Annotated in this window: 15 protein-coding genes and 1 pseudogene; 12 read left to right on the top strand and 4 right to left on the bottom strand. The window is 62.8% G+C overall.

Going from position 1 to position 17,986, the window contains the following annotated elements; translation table 11 throughout:
- Positions 1 to 53 precede the first annotated feature (53 nt).
- From ACZ500_RS14625 to ACZ500_RS14610, 4 genes are all read left to right on the top strand, one after another.
- Positions 54 to 1,229, top strand: coding sequence for a 6-phosphofructokinase (locus ACZ500_RS14625; RefSeq protein WP_464228085.1), 1,176 nt, complete (start codon positions 54 to 56; stop codon positions 1,227 to 1,229).
- 199 nt (positions 1,230 to 1,428) lie between these two features.
- Positions 1,429 to 2,499, top strand: coding sequence for a flavodoxin-dependent (E)-4-hydroxy-3-methylbut-2-enyl-diphosphate synthase (gene ispG, locus ACZ500_RS14620; RefSeq protein ID WP_464228084.1), 1,071 nt, complete (start codon positions 1,429 to 1,431; stop codon positions 2,497 to 2,499).
- Positions 2,500 to 2,532: 33 nt separating this feature from the next.
- The gene (locus ACZ500_RS14615; RefSeq protein WP_464228083.1) at positions 2,533 to 4,254 is read left to right on the top strand and encodes a proline--tRNA ligase; all 1,722 of its coding nucleotides are present in this window, start codon (positions 2,533 to 2,535) and stop codon (positions 4,252 to 4,254) included.
- Positions 4,238 to 6,379 carry a RelA/SpoT family protein gene (locus ACZ500_RS14610; protein WP_464228082.1) on the top strand — a complete coding sequence of 714 codons (2,142 nt, stop codon included), beginning with the start codon at positions 4,238 to 4,240 and terminating at the stop codon, positions 6,377 to 6,379. The genes ACZ500_RS14615 and ACZ500_RS14610 overlap by 17 nt, the downstream gene beginning before the upstream one ends.
- A 22-nt stretch (positions 6,380 to 6,401) precedes the next feature.
- On the opposite strand, the gene rpmB is transcribed toward ACZ500_RS14610, so the two are convergent.
- Positions 6,402 to 6,590: a 50S ribosomal protein L28 gene (rpmB, locus tag ACZ500_RS14605; RefSeq protein WP_464228081.1), complete on the bottom strand. Its 189-nt coding sequence runs from the start codon at positions 6,588 to 6,590 to the stop codon at positions 6,402 to 6,404.
- Positions 6,591 to 6,940: 350 nt separating this feature from the next.
- Between rpmB and mpl the strand changes: the two genes are divergently transcribed.
- Positions 6,941 to 8,413, top strand: coding sequence for a UDP-N-acetylmuramate:L-alanyl-gamma-D-glutamyl-meso-diaminopimelate ligase (gene mpl / locus ACZ500_RS14600; RefSeq protein WP_464228080.1), 1,473 nt, complete (start codon positions 6,941 to 6,943; stop codon positions 8,411 to 8,413).
- 17 nt (positions 8,414 to 8,430) lie between these two features.
- Entirely contained in the window at positions 8,431 to 9,309 is an 879-nt protein-coding gene (locus tag ACZ500_RS14595) for a DMT family transporter (protein WP_464228079.1), read from the top strand.
- A 47-nt stretch (positions 9,310 to 9,356) separates the two neighbouring features.
- On the opposite strand, the gene ACZ500_RS14590 is transcribed toward ACZ500_RS14595, so the two are convergent.
- Complete coding sequence (locus ACZ500_RS14590) at positions 9,357 to 10,916, bottom strand: ASKHA domain-containing protein (protein WP_464228078.1); 1,560 nt, start codon at positions 10,914 to 10,916, stop codon at positions 9,357 to 9,359.
- 264 nt (positions 10,917 to 11,180) lie between these two features.
- Between ACZ500_RS14590 and ACZ500_RS14585 the strand changes: the two genes are divergently transcribed.
- The 6 genes from ACZ500_RS14585 to ACZ500_RS14560 all read left to right on the top strand — a co-directional run bounded on the left by ACZ500_RS14585 (position 11,181) and on the right by ACZ500_RS14560 (position 16,480).
- Entirely contained in the window at positions 11,181 to 11,546 is a 366-nt protein-coding gene (locus ACZ500_RS14585; protein WP_464228077.1) for a hypothetical protein, read from the top strand.
- A gap of 300 nt (positions 11,547 to 11,846) precedes the next feature.
- Positions 11,847 to 13,064: an ABC transporter substrate-binding protein gene (locus ACZ500_RS14580; RefSeq protein ID WP_464228076.1), complete on the top strand. Its 1,218-nt coding sequence runs from the start codon at positions 11,847 to 11,849 to the stop codon at positions 13,062 to 13,064.
- 118 nt (positions 13,065 to 13,182) lie between these two features.
- The gene (locus ACZ500_RS14575; protein WP_464228075.1) at positions 13,183 to 14,076 is read left to right on the top strand and encodes a branched-chain amino acid ABC transporter permease; all 894 of its coding nucleotides are present in this window, start codon (positions 13,183 to 13,185) and stop codon (positions 14,074 to 14,076) included.
- An 11-nt stretch (positions 14,077 to 14,087) separates the two neighbouring features.
- Positions 14,088 to 15,044, top strand: a complete 957-nt coding sequence (locus tag ACZ500_RS14570) for a branched-chain amino acid ABC transporter permease (protein ID WP_464228074.1) — start codon at positions 14,088 to 14,090, stop codon at positions 15,042 to 15,044.
- Positions 15,045 to 15,782, top strand: a complete 738-nt coding sequence (locus tag ACZ500_RS14565; protein WP_464228073.1) for an ABC transporter ATP-binding protein — start codon at positions 15,045 to 15,047, stop codon at positions 15,780 to 15,782.
- Positions 15,782 to 16,480 (top strand): ABC transporter ATP-binding protein, encoded by a 699-nt coding sequence (locus ACZ500_RS14560; RefSeq protein WP_464228072.1) that lies wholly within the window; start codon positions 15,782 to 15,784, stop codon positions 16,478 to 16,480. Before ACZ500_RS14565 ends, ACZ500_RS14560 begins: the two co-directional genes overlap by 1 nt.
- Before the next feature lie 80 nt (positions 16,481 to 16,560).
- Here ACZ500_RS14560 and ACZ500_RS14555 read toward each other — a convergent pair.
- Positions 16,561 to 16,976 (bottom strand): annotated as a pseudogene (locus ACZ500_RS14555) (secondary thiamine-phosphate synthase enzyme YjbQ).
- A 107-nt stretch (positions 16,977 to 17,083) separates the two neighbouring features.
- On the bottom strand, positions 17,084 to 17,941 hold the full coding sequence (locus ACZ500_RS14550; RefSeq protein ID WP_464228071.1) for an epoxyqueuosine reductase: 858 nt from the start codon (positions 17,939 to 17,941) through the stop codon (positions 17,084 to 17,086).
- Between the last annotated feature and the right edge of the window lie 45 nt (positions 17,942 to 17,986).

Below are 17,986 nucleotides of genomic sequence, written 5' to 3'. Positions count from 1 at the left end.
ATTCGGCACGGATGGAGAGTGCACAGGAAGCCATCACCAGGACGGGGTGAGAGATGAACGGCACAGCGACTGAAAAACCGGTCATTGCTATTCTGACGGGGGGCGGGGATGTCCCCGGCCTCAATCCGTGTATCAAAACCGTGGTTTACCGGGCGGCGAGCGAAGGCATCCGGGTCCTCGGAATCCGAAGGGGGTGGGCCGGTCTGTTGGAATACAATCCGGACGATCCGGAGGCCGCTTCGCAATGCTTCCAGGAGTTGACGCCCGCCGAGGTCAGGACCATCGACCGCTACGGCGGGACGTATCTCCACACGTCCCGCACCAACCCGAGCGCCGTCAAGAAGAAGAACGTCCCGGAGTTCTTGGCCCGGCAATTCAAGAAAACCGAGAAGACGAAAGACTTCACGAAACATGTGCTCACGAACCTGGAGCGGCTTGGTGTCCGGGCGATCATCCCCATCGGCGGGGACGACACGCTCAGCTTTGCCGAGCGGATCCACAAGGAAGGCTTTCCCGTGATCGCCATCCCGAAGACCATGGATAACGATGTCTTCGGGACGGACTACTGCATCGGTTTTTCGACGGCGGTCACGCGCGGCGTCGAGTTCATCCATGCCCTGCGCACCTGCACCGGCTCGCACGAGCGGATTGCGGTCATCGAGCTTTTCGGACGGTACTGCGGGGAGACCTCGCTGATATCGGCCTATCTGGCAGGGGTCGACCGCGCGATCATCTCGGAGGTGCCTTTCGATCCGCACCGTCTGGCGGAGTTGATCATGCAGGACAAGCGTGCGAACCCCAAGAACTACGCCATGATCACGATCTCGGAGGGCGCGCGGATGATCGGCGGGGATCTGGCGCTCTCGGGCGTCTCCGACGCGTTCGGCCACCGGCGTCTGGGCGGGATCGGCGAGGAAACGGGGGCCGTGCTCAAAGAGTTGACCGGCGAGGATGTGCTCAATCAGAGGATCTCGTATCTGATGCGGAGCGGGGCCCCGGACTCTCTGGATCTGATGGTGGCCGTCAATTTCGCCAACATGACGATCGATCTGTTCCTCAAGTCCACCTTCGGCCGCCTGGTGGCCCTGAGCGGCGGGATCTACACGGATATCCCCCTGAGCACGATCTCGAGCGGACAGAAGCGGGTGGACGTAAGAGAACTCTACGACGCGGACGAGTATCGTCCGAAGGTGCGGCATGTGAGCGGCAAGCCCATGTTCCTGTATTGAAGTCAGCCTCTCGGAAAGGCCCCCGCTGAACGGAAGGAAGCCTGCCCCACGGCCCTGCGCGGCCTGCCGGCAAGAAACGGGATTCGTAAGCCGCAACCATGATTCAGACCTGCGCGTCCCCCCTTCGATACCCATAGACCTGTTCGACCTTTGACCCGAAGCGATCTGCGCCGGGCGAGGGGGAACCTCAGGATTCGTCATGTTGGAGAGCATCCGGCGGCGCAGGACGCGCCGCATCGAAATCGGTTCGGTGCCCATCGGGGACGGAGCGCCGATCGCCGTGCAGTCCATGACCAACACGGATACCCGCCGGGTCGACGCCACCGTCGGTCAAATCCAGGCCCTGGCGCAGGCCGGCTGCGAGATCGTCCGGGTGGCGGTTCCGGATGCGGAGGCGGCCGCTGCGTTGCGGGAGATCCGGTCGCAGATCGGCCTGCCCCTGATCGCCGACATCCACTTCGATCACCGGTTGGCGATTGCCTCCATCGACGCCGGGGCGGACGGGCTCAGGATCAACCCCGGCAATATCGGCGGGCGGGCAGCCCTTGCGCGGGTGATCCACGCGGCCCGTGAACGGCGCGTGCCGATCCGGATCGGGGTCAACGCCGGCTCCCTTCAGAAAGACATTTTGGAAGCCTATGGTCATCCCACGCCGGAGGCCATGGTGGCGAGCGCCCTCGAATACATCCGCTTCTTCGAGGCGGAGGGTTTTACCGACATCAAGATTTCCCTCAAGTCCTCGCGGGTGCTCGACACGATCCGCGCCTATGAACGGTTCAGCGAAACAGCCGACTACCCGCTTCATCTCGGGGTGACGGAGGCCGGGACCCTGATCTCGGGGACGGTCAAGAGCGCGATCGGGATCGGGTATCTGCTCGCCGAGGGGATCGGGGACACCTTCCGGGTCTCTTTGAGCCGGGACCCCGTCGAGGAGGTCAAGGTGGCCTACGAGATCCTCCGGGCGCTCGACCTGCGGCACAGGGGCCCCGAGATCATCTCATGCCCGACCTGCGGACGCTGCGAGATCGATTTGTTCCGTCTGGTCGAAGAGGTGGAGACGGCCCTCGGCGGGATGACCGCGCCCGTCAAGATCGCGATCATGGGCTGCGTCGTGAATGGGCCCGGGGAGGCGCGCGAGGCCGATGTCGGGATAGCGGGCGGCCGCGGGCAGGGGATCCTCTTCCGGAAGGGCGAGGTGGTGTGCAAGGTCCCGGAGGCGGATCTGGCAAGGGTCCTCCTGGAGGAGGTGCAGAAGATCACATCCCGATAGAAATTCATCAGCAGAAAGGGCAGGTAGCGGTTTATGCGTTTCACGCAGTATTTCATTCCAACCTTCAAGGAGATCCCGGCCGACGCGGAGGTCGTCAGCCACCAGCTGATGCTGCGGGCGGGCATGATCCGCAAACTGACCTCCGGGGTCTACACCTATCTTCCGCTCGGGCTGCGGGCCGTCCGCAAGGTGGAGCGGATCGTCCGCGAGGAGATGGACCGCTCGGGGGCGATCGAAGTCCTGATGCCGACGGTGCAGCCGGCGGAACTCTGGCAGGAAAGCGGCCGGTGGGAGTACTACGGGCGCGAACTCCTGCGCCTGAAGGACCGCCATGGCCGTGAAGGCTGCCTTGGCCCCACCCATGAAGAGGTGATCACGGACCTGGTCCGGAGGGAGATCCACTCCTACCGGCAGATGCCGGTGAATTTCTACCAGATCCAGACCAAGTTCCGGGACGAGATCCGTCCGCGCTTCGGCCTGATGCGCGGCCGGGAGTTCATCATGAAGGACGCCTACAGCTTCGACTGCGACGAGGCCGGGGCCAACCGGAGCTACGAGATCATGCGCGAGACCTACCAGCGTATCTTTGCGCGCTGTGGGCTCCGCTTCAGGGCGGTCGAGGCGGATACCGGCACCATCGGCGGCAGCTATTCGCACGAGTTCATGGTGTTGGCCGACACCGGTGAGGACGTGATCGTGAGCTGTAACCAGTGTGACTATGCCGCCAACCTCGAACGCGCCGAGGTGCTGCCGCCCGCAGAAGGTGGCCCTCCGGCTGTGGCCGCGGCGGTGGAGGCGGTTGCGACCCCCGGCAGGCGGACGGTTGAGGAGGTTACGGCCTTCCTGGGGGTGAGGCCCGACCAGCTGATCAAGACCCTGATCTTCCTGGCGGACGGGGAGGCGGTGGCCGCGCTCGTCCGCGGGGACCACGAACTGAACGAAGCCAAGCTGAAGCGCTTCCTCGGCGCGCAGCAGGTGGAACTCGCCGGTGCGGCGCTGGTGGAAGAGGCGACCGGCGCGCCGATCGGGTTTGCCGGGCCGGTCGGGTTGAAGGCCAGGATCGTCGCCGACCACGCGGTCATGGCGATGGCCGATGCGGTCACCGGCGGCAACCAGGTCGATCTCCACCTGCAGCACGTGCATCCGTCGCGGGATTTCAAGGCGGCGGGGGTGGGGGATCTGCGGGTGATCACCCCGGAGGACCCCTGTCCACGCTGCGGCGGCGAAATCCAGTTCAGCCGGGGGATCGAGGTCGGCCATATCTTCAAGCTCGGCACCAAGTACAGCCGGGCGATGAAGGCCCTCTTCCTGGACGAAAACGGACAGGAACTCCCCATCATCATGGGGTGCTACGGGATCGGCGTCGGGAGGACGGTGGCGGCTGCCATCGAGCAGAACCACGACGCCGATGGGATCATTTTCCCGGTTCCGATCGCCCCCTTCGATGTGACCGTGCTGCCGCTGCAGATGCACGACAACGATGTGGTGGCGGCTGCGGAGAAGATCTACGCCGAACTCCAGGCTGCCGGTCTGGATGTCCTTCTGGATGACCGCGACGAGCGGGCGGGCGTAAAATTCAAGGACGCCGACCTGATCGGGAGTCCGGTCAGGGTCACCATCGGGGCGCGGGGCATCCGGAACGGGGAGGTGGAGGTGAGGCTTCGCTCCGCGGCCGAAAGCACGGCGGTGCGCCTGACAGAGGCGGTTGGCGTTGCCCGCCGAAAGGTCGCCGAAGGGTATGATTCGGTTAAATGACATCACCGAAAAGCTGCTGAGCTACCATCCCAAGGCGAATATCGCGCTGGTGGAGAAGGCCTACGTCTACTCGGCCAAGGTCCACCACGGACAAGTCCGCCTGTCCGGAGAACCCTATCTCTCCCATCTCCTCGAGACGGCCTATATCCTGGCTCGCCTCAAGATGGACGTGACCTGCATCGTCGCCGGGCTGCTGCACGACACGATCGAGGACACCAAGGCCAGCCCCGCGGATGTCGAGCGTCTCTTCGGACCGGAGGCCGCCCTGATCGTGGACGGGGTCACCAAGATCAGCCAGATGCAGTTTTCGAACCGCGAGCAGCGCCAGGCCGAGAACATCCGTAAGATGATCCTGGCCATGTCCTCCGATATCCGGGTCATCATCGTCAAACTGGCCGACCGCCTGCACAACATGCGGACCCTCGGATACCACACGTCCGAAAAGCAGAAGCTCATCGCCTCGGAAACCCTGGACATCTATGCCCCGCTCGCAGGGCGCATGGGGATCTACTGGCTGAAGTCGGAGCTGGAAGACCTTTGCCTCTACTACCTCGAGCAGGAGGCCTACCAGACCATCAAGATGGAGATAGCCCAACGCCGCGACGAGCGTGAGAAATTCATCCGCGAGGTCAAGGAACTCCTGGTCGCGAAGTTCAAAGAGGTGGGGATCGAGGCGGTCGTCAAGGGACGTTACAAGCATTTCTACAGCATCTATAGGAAGATGGTGGACCAGGACCTGACCGTCAGTCAGGTCTTCGATGTCTTGGCCTTCCGGGTGATCGTCGACAGCGTGAAGCACTGCTACGAGGCGCTCGGGCACATCCACGCGATGTGGAAGCCGATCTCGGGGCGGTTCAAGGACTACGTCTCGATGCCGAAGGCCAATATGTACCAGTCTCTGCACACGACGGTCATCGGCCCCTGGGGGGAGCGGATGGAGGTGCAAATCCGCACCTGGGACATGGACCGGGTTGCAGAGGAGGGGATCGCCGCCCACTGGAAATACAAGGAAGGGGCTGCGGCGCGGCAGACGGACGACAAGCAGTTCGCCTGGCTGCGGCAACTGCTCGAGTGGCAGAAGAGCCTCGATGATCCGGCGGAGTTTCTGGACACCGTCCGGATGGATCTCTTCCCGAACGAGGTCTATGTTTTTACGCCGACCGGCGAGGTCAAGGAGTTTCCCAAGGGGGCTACACCCATCGACTTCGCTTACAGCATCCACTCCGAGGTGGGTGAAAAATGCATGGGGGCGCGCGTCAACGGCAAGATGGTGCCGATCCGCTACATGCTTCAGAACGGCGACATCGTGGAGATCATCACCTCCCCCAAACAGCATCCCAGCAAGGATTGGCTGGACTTCGTCAAGACCTCACGGGCCAAGAACAAGATTCGGCATTGGATCAAGAACCAGGAGAAGGAGGAAAGCATCCAGCTCGGCCGTAGCGTCCTCGAAAAGATGCTGGAGCAGGAGAACATCGCGCTTCCGAGTATCATGAAAAACGATGTCCTGTCGGAGGTGGCGAAGGACGTCTCCTTCCATTCGATCGAGGAGATGCTGGCCCAGATCGGCTTCGGCAAGGTTTCGGCGAGGCAGGTGGTCGGGCGGCTCAAGACCAAGCTCGGCATCAAGGAGGACAAGGCGCCGGGACTGGTCGAGAAGGTCGTCAGCAGGATCCGCCGGAAGCGGGGCGGCACAGGGATCAAGGTGCGGGGGGTGAGCGACATGCTGGTGCGCTTCGCCAACTGTTGCCATCCGATCCCCGGGGAGAAGGTGGTCGGGTTTATGACGCGCGGGCGGGGCATCACGATTCACCAGAAGAACTGCCGACACATCCTGCATGCGGATCCGGACCGCGTGGTGGAGATATCCTGGGATACCGAACAGGATGACGCCCATATCGCCCGGCTCAGGGTCACGAGCATGGATCAGAAAGGGATCCTGGCGGATTTGAGTGCGGTCATGACCCAGAAGAACGCCAATATCGTTCAGGCCGATGTCAAGACCACGATCGACAAGAAAGGCGTTGCCCTGTTCACGTTGGAGGTGGAGAACTTCCAGCAGCTCCAGGATATCATCGCAGGACTCAAGCGGGTCAAGAACGTCCTCAAGGTGGAGAGGCTGTGACCCGCTTTCGGCGGGGCGGAGATCAGGCCTTGATGATGCGTCCGGACTTGATGCAGTCGGTGCATACACGGATCCTCACGGGCTGCCCGTTCTTGAGGCACCGCACCTTCTGGAGGTTCGGGTACCAGCGCTTCTTGGTCTTGTTGTGGGCATGGCTGACGTTGTATCCCGTTACAGGTTTTTTTCCGCAGATTTCACAGACCTTGGCCATGACAGAGCCTCCTTCGAAACACGACACATCGGCTTTCGGATGTGTTGGATGGTATGAGTGTTGCGGGCGTTTCGAGGCGATTCCCCCCGCTGCTTCGACGGGGCGGGGCATCGAAAGGCCCAACCGTCTTTATAAACATCAAACTCCAAAGCATACTGATTCTTTTTGAAATAGCAAGTCATTTTTGACAGGACTGTCTGTTAAAGGCCACAGGCCGGCCCCGCCAAGCGGGACTGGTCCCCATGCACACAGCGGATCGGCCCTCGGACTGTTCCTCCTCCCGGGTTTCTGTGCGGCCTGCGGGGACGGAAAAGGCCCTGTTGTGCGGATCGACCGCGGGAAGGAGTGCCTTGGCTCAAACGCTTACAATCGACGAGAGGAAACCGCTTCTGGATCCCGGCCTGAACCGCCTGCCCGGGAGGGCCGGTAGGATTCACCTGATGGGGATCTGCGGGACCGGGATGGCTTCCCTGGCAGGCATGTTGAAGGAGCGGGGCTGCACCGTCACCGGCTCGGACCAGAACACCTACCCGCCCATGAGCGATTTCCTGGAGGGGCTTGGGATTGCGGTGCGGCAAGGGTACGCTGCGGCGAACCTGACGCCGCGGCCGGACCTCGTCATCGTGGGAAACGTCATCACCCGGGAAAACTCCGAGGCCGTCGCCCTCGCTTCGGCGGGCATCCCCTATCTGTCTTTTCCGCAGGCCCTCCAGGCCTTTGCCTTCAAAGACAAGCGCTGCATCGTCGTCGCCGGGACCCATGGGAAGACCACCACCGCCTCCCTGGCGGCCTGGGTACTCACCTGCGCCGGTTTGCAGCCAGGGTTCATGATCGGCGGGATCCCGGGCAATTTCGAGCGGAACTTCAACGCGGCGGCCGGGCCTTATTTTGTCATCGAGGGGGATGAATACGACACGGCCTTCTTCGACAAGGGCCCCAAGTTCCTCCACTACCGGCCCTGGGTGACCCTCCTGACCAGCATCGAATTCGACCACGCCGACATCTACCGGGATCTCGGGCACGTCCGGGAGAGTTTCGCGCGGCTCATCCGGCTCATCCCGCCGGACGGCCGCCTCATCGTGAACGGGGAGGATCCCGTCGTGATGGAGGAGGCCCGGGGGTCCACGGCGCCGATCCTCCGCTATGGTTTTTCGGCCGGGATGGACTGGCGCGCCGAGGGGATCCGGACGATCGGGGCGGCGACGCATTTCGACGTCTTCAAGGGGGGCGAGCGGGTCATGCGCTGCGAGACCCCGCTTTACGGCCGCCACAATATCGCGAACGCGCTTTCGGTCATCGCCCTGGCGGATGCGCTCGGGATCGACGGTTTTGAGACCGCCCGCGCACTGAAGACCTTCAAGGGCGTCAAGCGCCGGCAGGAGGTTGTGGGGGAGGCAGCCGGGGCGCTCCTGATCGACGATTTCGCGCACCACCCCACGGCGGTTCGGGAGACCATTGCGGCCGTCAAGTCCCGCTATCCGGAGCGGCGCCTCCTCGCGGTCTTCGAGCCGCGCTCGAACTCCAGCCGGCGGAGCGTATTCCAGGACCGCTATGCGCTCGCCTTCGACGGGGCCGATGGGGTGTTCATCCCCGACCCCGTGCTGATGGAAAAGATCCGGCCCGAGGAGCGGTTTTCTTCCGCGCGGCTGGTGGCGGACCTCCGCGCCCGCGGTGCGAATGCGTTTCACGCCCCGCTTTCCGAGGGCCTTCTGGAGATCCTGCTGGCGGAGGTCCGGAAGGGCGATGTGCTCCTGTTCATGTCCAACGGAGGGTTCGACAACCTGCCCCGGAGGGTTCTCGAAAGGCTTGCCCGGAAGGGCTGACCCTGCGGGGAGGAGCGGTGACGAAGGTCGGGATGGCCGATTCCTGGTATGTCTTTGCCATAGGCGCGCTGATCCTCATGGGGATTCAGCGTTTTCTGTACAAGGTCTCCGCCGAGCGGAACTGCAACACGGCCTGGACCACCTTTGCCTTCATGGGAACCGTGACGGTCCTGAGCGGCGTGGTCTTTTTCTTCTCCGGCGCCGAAGAGCGGCACGTCCCGGTCCTCTTCCTCGTCTCCGCCGTCAACAGCCTCTCCTTCCTGCTCGCGACCGTGGCCCACATGGAGGCGCTCAAGGCGATCCCCACGAGCGTGGCCTATCCGATCATCCGGCTCAACGTGGTGCCGGTGGTGCTGTTCTCCGTCCTTTATTTCAAGGATGCGCTTTCTCCCTTTCAGGTGGCCGGCATCGTCCTCGCGGTGGCCGTGATGGTGATCCTCACCCGGGAGAGGGGCGGCCCGACAGACCGGTCGCGAAACGCCAGACGGGGCGTTTTCCTCGCCTGCCTGTCGCTCGCAGGCGGGGCGGTGGCCTCGATTTCGAGCAAGTTCGCCGCGCTCCACACGAACCCGCTCGCCTACATGGCCCTCTCCTACTTTCTGTCGACCGTGTTTTCTTTCGGGGTGCGGCGGCGCTTCGAGCAGGAAGGGGTGAGCCGCGACCCGAGGCCGGCCCTTCTGATCGGTTGCTCGATGGGTCTGATCAACTTCGGGGGCTACTATCTGTTCCTGAAGGCCTTGACCTCCGGCCCACTCTCTCTTGTCATCTCGATCGTCGGGATGCACTTCGTCATCCCCATCCTGCTTTCGGTCCTCTTCTATGCCGAACGTCTGGGCGCCTTGAGACTCGTCGCGGTCGCCATGACCATCGGCTCCATCCTCCTCATGCGCCTGTGACGGGGTTCAAAGCGATCCCCCCGCCGGGCCCGGAGCGGCTGGCCGCCTCATGCGCCCCCGACCGATGGGAAGAGGGACCGGTCCGTGTGTGGGATGAATTTCGCCGCGCTGAACAGGTTCATGAACTCCTGGTTGACGTTTAGTTCGAGGTAGGTGATGCGGTCCCGGACGGCGTGGCTCTCCCGGCGCGCGCCCGCCGACAGGAGCGCCCGGGTGGCCCCTTCGAGGGAGGTGTTGCCGAGGGAGACATAAGTCTCGAGCGGGAGGTCGGGGATCATGCCGATGGTGATCGCCGAGCGGGGGTCGATGTAGGAGCCGAAGGTCCCGGCGACGTAGAAGCGTTCGACGGCGTGCAAGGGGATTCCGACGGTGTTTCCGATGGTGGTGAGGATGGTGTACATGGCGGCCTTGGAGCGGATGAGCGCGTCGATATCGGGCTGGCTCAGGTAGAGCGGCTTGCCGGTCCCGGATGCCTCGGGTTCCACCACCGTGAGGTGGCGGATCCCGTCCAGTTCGATCAGCCTGTCGCCGCAGGCCTCCCGGACGAACTTTCCCCGGAGGTCGATCATCCCGGCCAGGAAAAGCTGGGCGGCGAGATCGATCAGGCCGGAGCCGCAGATCCCGATGGGGGGCAGTTCCCCGATCGTGTGGATCCGGGTCTCACGGGTTTCGGGGTCGATCACGACCTTGTCGATCACCCCCGGGGCAGCCATCATGCCCATGCTGGCTACCCCGCCCTCGAGGGCCGGGCCGGCCGCCCCGGCGCAGGCCATCAGCCAGTCCCGGTTGCCGACTACGACCTCGGCGTTGGTCCCGACGTCGACCAGAAAGGCCGTTTCGTCCCGTTCGGTCATCCCGGAGGCGAGGATCCCTGCGATCAGGTCCCCGCCGAAATAGCTCCCGACGTTCGGGAAGATGTAAACGGGCGCCGCGGGGTGGATGTTGATCCCGAGGCTGCCCGCGGTGGTGATCGGGAGGGTGTTTATCACCGGGATGTACGGCTCGCGGCAGATCCAGTAGGGGTCGAGGCCGAGGAAGAGGTGTGTCATGACCGTGTTGCCGGCGACCGAGAGCCCTGCCAGACGCTCGGGCGAAACGCCGTTTTCGGCCGCGGCCGCGGCGATCTCCCTGTTCAGGCGGTCGACCACGAGCCGCTGCAGGCGGGTCAACCCCTGCTTCTGCCCCGCGTAGTGGATGCGCGTCAGGATGTCCGGCCCGATCTCGATCTGCGGGTTGTTGAAGGAGCGCTCGGCCGCGATCCGGCCGGTGGCGAGGTCCACCAGGCGGAGCACCAGCGTGGAGCTGCCGAGATCCAGGGCGAGTCCGTAAACGTCCGCGGGGCTTTCCGACCGGGGAACGGCAGCGAAGACCGTCCACACGTCCTGATCCTCATAGACGAGGGCATCCACCTGGTAGTGCGCGTCCCTCAGGCGCTTCGGGAGTTCCGCCGCCAGGGTGAAGGCCGCGAGGACCTTCGGAGTCCCGAGTTCCCTGCGCAGGGCCTTCACGAGCCGATCGACGTCCGCCGTGTTGTCCTTCAGGCTGGGCGGATCGAGTTTGAGCGAAATGGGTCTGATCCACATGTCGTTTGGCTGAGGTGTAAACATGGTGCTCGCATTCCTGTTGGGTTTGTCGTTCCTGGATGCCTGGGCCTTCCGCGCGGATGACCCTTTGAACCGCTCCAGAGACTGTCAAAAATGACCGGAGGACACAAGCGTAATCTTATCATCCGGGCCTTCATGGGTCCAGGAGGAAAGGGGAAAATGGCAGGGATGTGGCTGCGGGGAAGCCCTGCCGGGTATTGCAGGACGGCTGTGAACGGGCGTATGCTTTACGCCGGAGCGGAGATCCGGTTTTAGGCAAGGGGCACTTTGACGACAGTGTTCCTTTCCGCCAGGGATCTTTCCTGCACTTACCGCGGGGCGTCGGCCCCGGCGCTGCGGGTGAAGGAAGCCCTCGACGATGTCGGTCTCGCCGGGTTCGAGAAACGCAATGTAAACGAGCTTTCAGCCGGCGAGAAGCAGCGGCTGGGCATGGCGTTCCGCCCTGAGCGTGGGCTGGCGTGGGATGCAGGTCTTTGCGCAGGCAGTACCCGGATGGACCTCGAGGTCCACCAGGAAGATCGTTTGCCTCCATCCTGCAGGCGATTACCATCTCTCGGACACGTACTGATCCAAGCCACCGTTTGTCACCGACCTCCGGGCTTTGCATCTCCGCGTCTTCATGATTGTTTTTGACTCCTTGCTGTGAAGTGTGTTATGTAAATTCACCTCACAATGGATCAGCCCGGCGCAGCCGAGCGCAGCCGTTTCCAAACAATCCTTTCACGAGTGAAAAGAGACCCTCGATGGGAGATGAATGTCTCTTCCCTCCGAGACCCTGTCCGAATTCCAACTCCGAGAACAAACCCGGGGGGAGAAGCCGATTGTACGTCACATCTTGAGTCGTGAACGTGGATGGACGCTATCGGGAGGAATCCCACGGTCCGATGCGTATTTTCGATCTGTGAACCTTAAGGACTGAAGGAGGATGAGGGGATGAGACGTTGGGCGATTGGAGCAGCTGTTTTGTCGAGTCTGGTGCTGGTGCTCGGTATGGGTCCGGCGTTTGCCGAAAAGCCGATCAAGGTCGGGATTGTCGACTGCTACTCGGGGCCGCCGAGCACCTATACCAATGACGTCCGGGATGCCTTCCAGTTGGCCGTTGACAAGGTCAACGCGGAGGGGGGTGTGCTCGGCCGGAAGATCGAATTCGTGACCCGGGACAGCAAGTTCAAGGTCGACCTGGGGCTGGCCGCCGCCAAGGAACTGCTCATGCGGGAGGAGGTCGACATCCTGATGGGGACGATCAACAGCGCGCTGGCCCTGGCGGTCTCGGACCTCGTCGAGAAGGAAAAGACCCCCTTCTTCGCGACCTTTGCCAAGAGCGACAAGATCAGCGGCGAGAGCGGCCATCGCTACGTCTTCCAGATCACGGAAAATACGACCGTCGCGGGAAAGGCCGCCGCGGCCGGTTTGGCAAAAAGACCCTATGTCAAGTACTGGATCGCCGGGGACGATTATGAATACGGCCACGCCCTGGCCGAAAACGCCTGGAAACACCTGAAGGAGCTGAAACCCGAGGTCGAACTCCTGGGGCAGTCCTGGTGGAAGGTGGGCGAACCGGATTTCACGCCCTACATTACGTCCATCCTTTCCGCCAAGCCCGATGCGGTGATCATTGCCACCGGCGGGGCCGGATGCGTCCCCTTCCTGAAGGCCGCCCACGCGACAGGCTTCAACAAGCAGGTGCCCTTCTTCATGCACACCGCAACGGAGCTGTCCACCTTGAAACCCCTCGGCTTGGATGCGCCGGAAGGGGTGATCGGGACCTCGAACTACTTCTACTATTATCCGGAAACCCCGGAAAATCAGAGCTTTGTGGAGGAGTTCAAGCAGACCTTCGGTCGGGAGCCGAAGGTGGGGGCCCTCTACGGTTACATCACCGCCCGGCTCATCATCGAGGGGTACAAGAAGGCCGGCGTCTTCGACACCGAAAAGTTCATCGATGCCGTCGAGGGAATGGACGTGGACACGCCGGTCGGCAAGGTGACGCTCCGGGCCTGCGACCACCAGGCCATGCTGCCCATGTACATGGGGGTGACCAAGAAGGTGGAGGGCTACGATTTTCTCATTGCCTCCGACATCGTGACTATACCGGCCGAAGAGATCATACCGAGCTGCGAGGAGATCGCCGAGGCACGCAAGGCCAAATAGCCCCGCCTTCTGAAATACGCAAGGGACCGGGACGAAGCCCCTGCCGATGGCGTGGGCGGCGCCCGGCCCCGGGTTGCCTTGACTGTATCCTGAGCGATACCCCGGGGATCTTCGCACCATGGAATTCGCCGCGCATGTGTCTTGGGAAGCACTGCTCCAACAGGTCCTCGTCGGCTTGAGCCGGACGACCATCCTCTTCATCGTTGCATCGGGGTTGAGCCTCGTGTTGGGGGTGCTGCGCATCCCCAACGTGTTCCATGGCTCGCTTTACATGATCGGCGCCTTTCTCGCCTACTCGGTCGCGGTCTCCATCGGGGGGCCGGCCGGCTTTGCGGTCGCCCTGTTGGCGGCCCCGCTCGGAGTGGCCCTCATCAGCCTGATCGTGGAGCGAGGGCTCTTCTGCCGGTTGTACGAGCGGGAGCACTTGATGCTGCTCCTCTTCACCTTTGCCTTCATGCTCGTTTTTTCGGATCTGGTCAAGCTCGTGTGGGGCTCGGATTACCGGTCGCTCTCCCTCCCGCCGATGCTGCAGGGTTCTTTCACTATCCTCGATCTCCCCTTTCCGCGCTACAACCTGTTTCTCCTGCTGGTCGGCCCCGTGGTGGCCTTCGGTCTGTGGTTCCTGACCAACAAGACCAAGATCGGCAAGATCGCCCGCGCGGCATCGGTCGACCGGGAGATGGTCGGCGCCGTGGGGATCAACGTCAGCTGGGTCTTCGCGGCGGTTTTCATCATCGGCTGCTTCCTGGCCGGCCTGGGCGGTGCGCTGGTCGCCCCGACCCAGAACATCACCCAGGGGATGGACCATGCCATCATCATCCAGGCCTTTCTGATCGTCATCATCGGGGGCCTGGGCAATATCTGGGGGGCGCTCCTGGGCGCCCTGATCTTCGGGCTGACCGACGCGATCGGCATCCTGATCCTGCCCCAGTTCGCCATCGTGTTCCCCTATGCCGCCGTGGTCATCGTCCTCATCTTTCGTCCGACAGGGTTGTTGAAAGCCACCTGGTAACGGAGTGCAACGTGTCCAAAGGGGTGTTCAGTCCAAAGACCTGGATCCTGCTGGCGGTGGTCGCAGCCTGTATGGCCGTGGCGCCGCAGTTCCTGAGCAGGTTTTACACCTATCTGATCTCCCTGGTTCTGGTGACCGGGCTCCTGGCCATGAGCCTCAACCTGGTGCTGGGCTACGGCGGGCTGTACCAGTTTCACCATGCCGTGTTTTACGGCGTCGGCGCTTACACGTTCGCCCTCATGCGGGTGAAGACCGACCTCCCGTCCGTCTGGGCCTATTTGGCCGCACCCCTGGTTGCGCTTCTGTTGAGCCTTCTGATCGGGTGGATCTGCGTGAGGCTTTCCAAGCTCTACTTCGGGATGCTCCAGATTTCCCTGGGTTCCCTCGTATGGGCCATCGTGTACCGCTGGTATTCCTTTACGGGAGGGGACGACGGCATCCACGGGGTGCCGGTCCCGGAGTTGCTCTCCTCCATCGACAACGCCTATTATTTCACCACCGCGGTGACGCTCCTCTGTCTGTTCCTGATGTACCTGGTTGTCAATTCCCCGTTCGGGCGCGTGTTCCAGGCCACCCGCGACAACCCGGAGCGGAGCGAGGCTATCGGGGTGAACGTGAAGCGGCACCAGCTCGTCGGTCTCATGGTCGCCGGTTTCTTTGCCGGCGTCGCCGGGTCGCTCTTCGTGACCATCGAGGGGTCCGTCTTCCCTGACATGATGTTCTGGACCCTGTCCCTGGAGATCCTGATCATGTGCCTCCTGGGGGGATGGTTCTCCTTCTTCGGCCCCATGCTCGGGGCCGCCATCGTCGTCGTCCTCCGGACTGTGATAGGGATCCACACCGAGTATTGGACCCTGATCCTCGGCGTTATTCTCATGCTGCTGATCTTTTTCCTGCCGGAGGGGGTGCTGGGTTATTTCACCGCCAGGTGGGGGTCCCGCCGCCGGGCGGCGATGGAGGATCTCTAAATGCTCGAGGTCAGGGACGTCCGCAAGTCGTTCGACGGGTTCATGGCGGTCAGCGAGGGGAACCTCACCGTCGAGCGGGGGAAGATCGTCGCGGTCATCGGGCCGAACGGGGCCGGGAAATCCACCCTCTTCAAACTCATAACCGGCCACTTGAAGCCTGACGGCGGCTCGATCCGGTACAAGGGCGAAAACATCGCCGGGCTGCCGCCGTATACGATCTGCCGGCGCGGCATCAGCCTGTCCTTTCAGATCGTCAACATCTTCCACCGGCTGAGTGTCTTCGACAACGTTCAGGCCGCCATCCTGTCCCGTCAGCGGAAGACCTTCAACCTGTTTACGCCGGCCGGCCGCCTGGCCCGGGACGAAACGATGCGGATCATCGACGCGGTCGGCCTCTCGGACAGGGTGGACGCCGTCAGTTCGACCCTCGCCTATGGTGATCAGAAGGTCCTCGAGATCGCCATCGCCCTCGGCAACGACCCGGAACTCCTGATCCTGGACGAGCCGACGGCCGGGATGTCGCCCGAGGAAACCGCCGCGACGATCGGCCTGATCCGGCGCTTGACGCGGGAAATGGGCCTGACCATCCTTTTTTGCGAACACGATATGGATCTGGTTTTCGCCATTGCCGACGAGATCATGGTGATGCGGCAGGGCGCCACGATCATTCAGGGGCCGGGAGAGGTCGTCCGCGCCGATCCGGATGTTCAGGAAGCCTATCTGGGGGGAGGCCGTTGATGCTGGAGGTCAGAGGCATTCACACCTATTACGGCCTGAGTCACATCCTCTTCGACGTGTCGCTGGATGTCCGGCAAGGCGAGATTGTGTCCCTCCTCGGGCGGAACGGCGCCGGCAAGAGTACGATCATGAAGAGCATCATGGGCCTGGTGCCGCCCCGGCAGGGCGCCATCCGTTTCAACGGTGAGGCGGTCACCGGGAAGCCGCCCTACATCATGGCCAGGAAAGGCATGGGCTACGTGCCGGACAGCCGCCGCGTCTTCGCCGATCTGACCGTGGACGAAAACCTCGAGATCTCGGAGCGGAATGCGGACAGACCCGACGGCTGGGACCGCGAAGCCGTCTACCGGTTTTTCCCGGACCTGCGGAGGATCCGCTCCCGCCGGGCGGGGTTTCTGAGCGGCGGAGAGCAGCAGATGCTGACCATCGCCCGGGCCCTCGTCACGAACCCCTCCTTCCTCCTGCTCGACGAACCTACGGAAGGCCTGGCGCCCTTGATCGTCAAGCTGCTGGAGGAGCAGATCCGCCAGCTCGGTCAGCGCGGCCTGACTGTCCTCCTGGCCGAGCAGAACCAGAGCGTCGCCCTGAGCCTCAGCGTCAGGGGCTACATCGTCGACAACGGCACGATCGCCTACCAGGGAACCATCGACGACCTGCGCGACAACGAAGAGATCCGCAAGAAATATCTGCTGGTTTGATTCCTCTTTGCTGTGGACTACCCCCTTCTCGAGATTTCTGATCTTGGATCGAATCCTGGTTCAGCGAGGGTAAAACAGTTCTAATTTCCGATCAGTTTGACGAGCACCCTCTTTCGCCGCCTCCCGTCGAATTCCCCGTAAAAGATCTGCTCCCACGTCCCGAGGTCCAGTGGCCGCCGGTGATGGCGACCACCACCTCGCGTCCCATGATCTGACGCTTCATATGGGCGACTGCATTGTCTTCCCCGACGTTGTGACGGTACCGAGAGACCGGTTCGTGAGGGGCCAGCTTTTCGAGCCACACATCGTAATCGTAGTGCAGCCCGGATTCATCGTCGTTGATGAATACGGATGCCGTAATGTGCATGGCGTTCACCAGCGCCAGGCCTTCCTGAATCCCGCTTTCCCGCACACAGTCTTCCACCTGCGGCGTGATGTTGATGAAGGCCCGCCGTGTGGGCACCTCGAACCACAATTCCTTGCGAAAATGCTTCATTTTGTGATGCTCCTCCCTACGTTCGGGCTGCTGCAAGGTTCGTGCATGCCGCGGATGAATGCGAGGGGCAGAACTTCTCGATTTATTTGTCGTTGACGTGTGTCGGATCAGTCCCCGGCCGGAATGCCCGATTCGCAGGGGACGCCCGTCTGACACAGGCCGCAGGCATAGCCTTCCAAGCCATAGCGGCTCTTGACATATTCCCTTGCGGCTCCGCCGACGTGCGCGGCGCACTTGCGTTTGTCCTTCCCCCTGGCGGTGATGGCCCCGACCGGGCAGCGGGGGATGCATTTGCCGCAGGTCCCCCGTCTGAAAAAGAGGCAGTAGGCCCGATGGTCGGTGTAGGGCCTTTGCGTGGCTGAAACTGGCATGCGGGCCACCACCGATCCCGTGCGCATGGCCTTTCCGGCCGGAGTGATCAGCCCGTCGCACAGACCGAAGGTCCCCAGGCCGGCTGCAAAGGCTGCGTGGCGTTCGGACCAGGTGGAGGCGAAGTCGTGGCGCGGGGATATCCGCCAGCTGAACTGAGGGCTGAGAACAGGGGCCACGGCCTGGATGCCCTTCGAAGCGAGGCTGACCACGACATGCCGGCGGAGTTTTTCATTGACGATCTCGCCGAAGACGCGCCCCCTGGCCCACCGCTCCGAGGGGTAGGTCTTTTCCTGGCTGTTTTCCGCTTTCGTGAGCGCGTTTTGAGGCAGGATCCAGCTGATGACGCCGATCTCCGCAGGGCGGACAGCGGGGTCGTCGAACGTGAGCGCGAGGATCTCCCAGGGCGTCAGGTGGAAAGGGCCGACATGCTCCTTGAAGGCCTCGAACAAGGGGTCGTCGCCCCTTGCGAAGCCTATCAGAGGCGAGGCGAAGGCCTTTTCGTTCGCGGCGTTCTGGAGGGTGTTTTCAGGCGAGTGGTCGATGAATTCCGTGATCAGACCCTCGATCCATCGGGCTTGCTCCGTCTGGCTCATGGCGGCTTCGGCCTCCGTTTGTCAGGGGTTGGGAAAAAGGTATTT

The sequence above is a fragment of the Desulfatiglans parachlorophenolica genome (genome assembly GCF_055394735.1).
The sequence above is the reverse complement of the archived record's forward strand: the minus strand, read 5'-3'. Positions and strand labels throughout refer to the sequence as shown.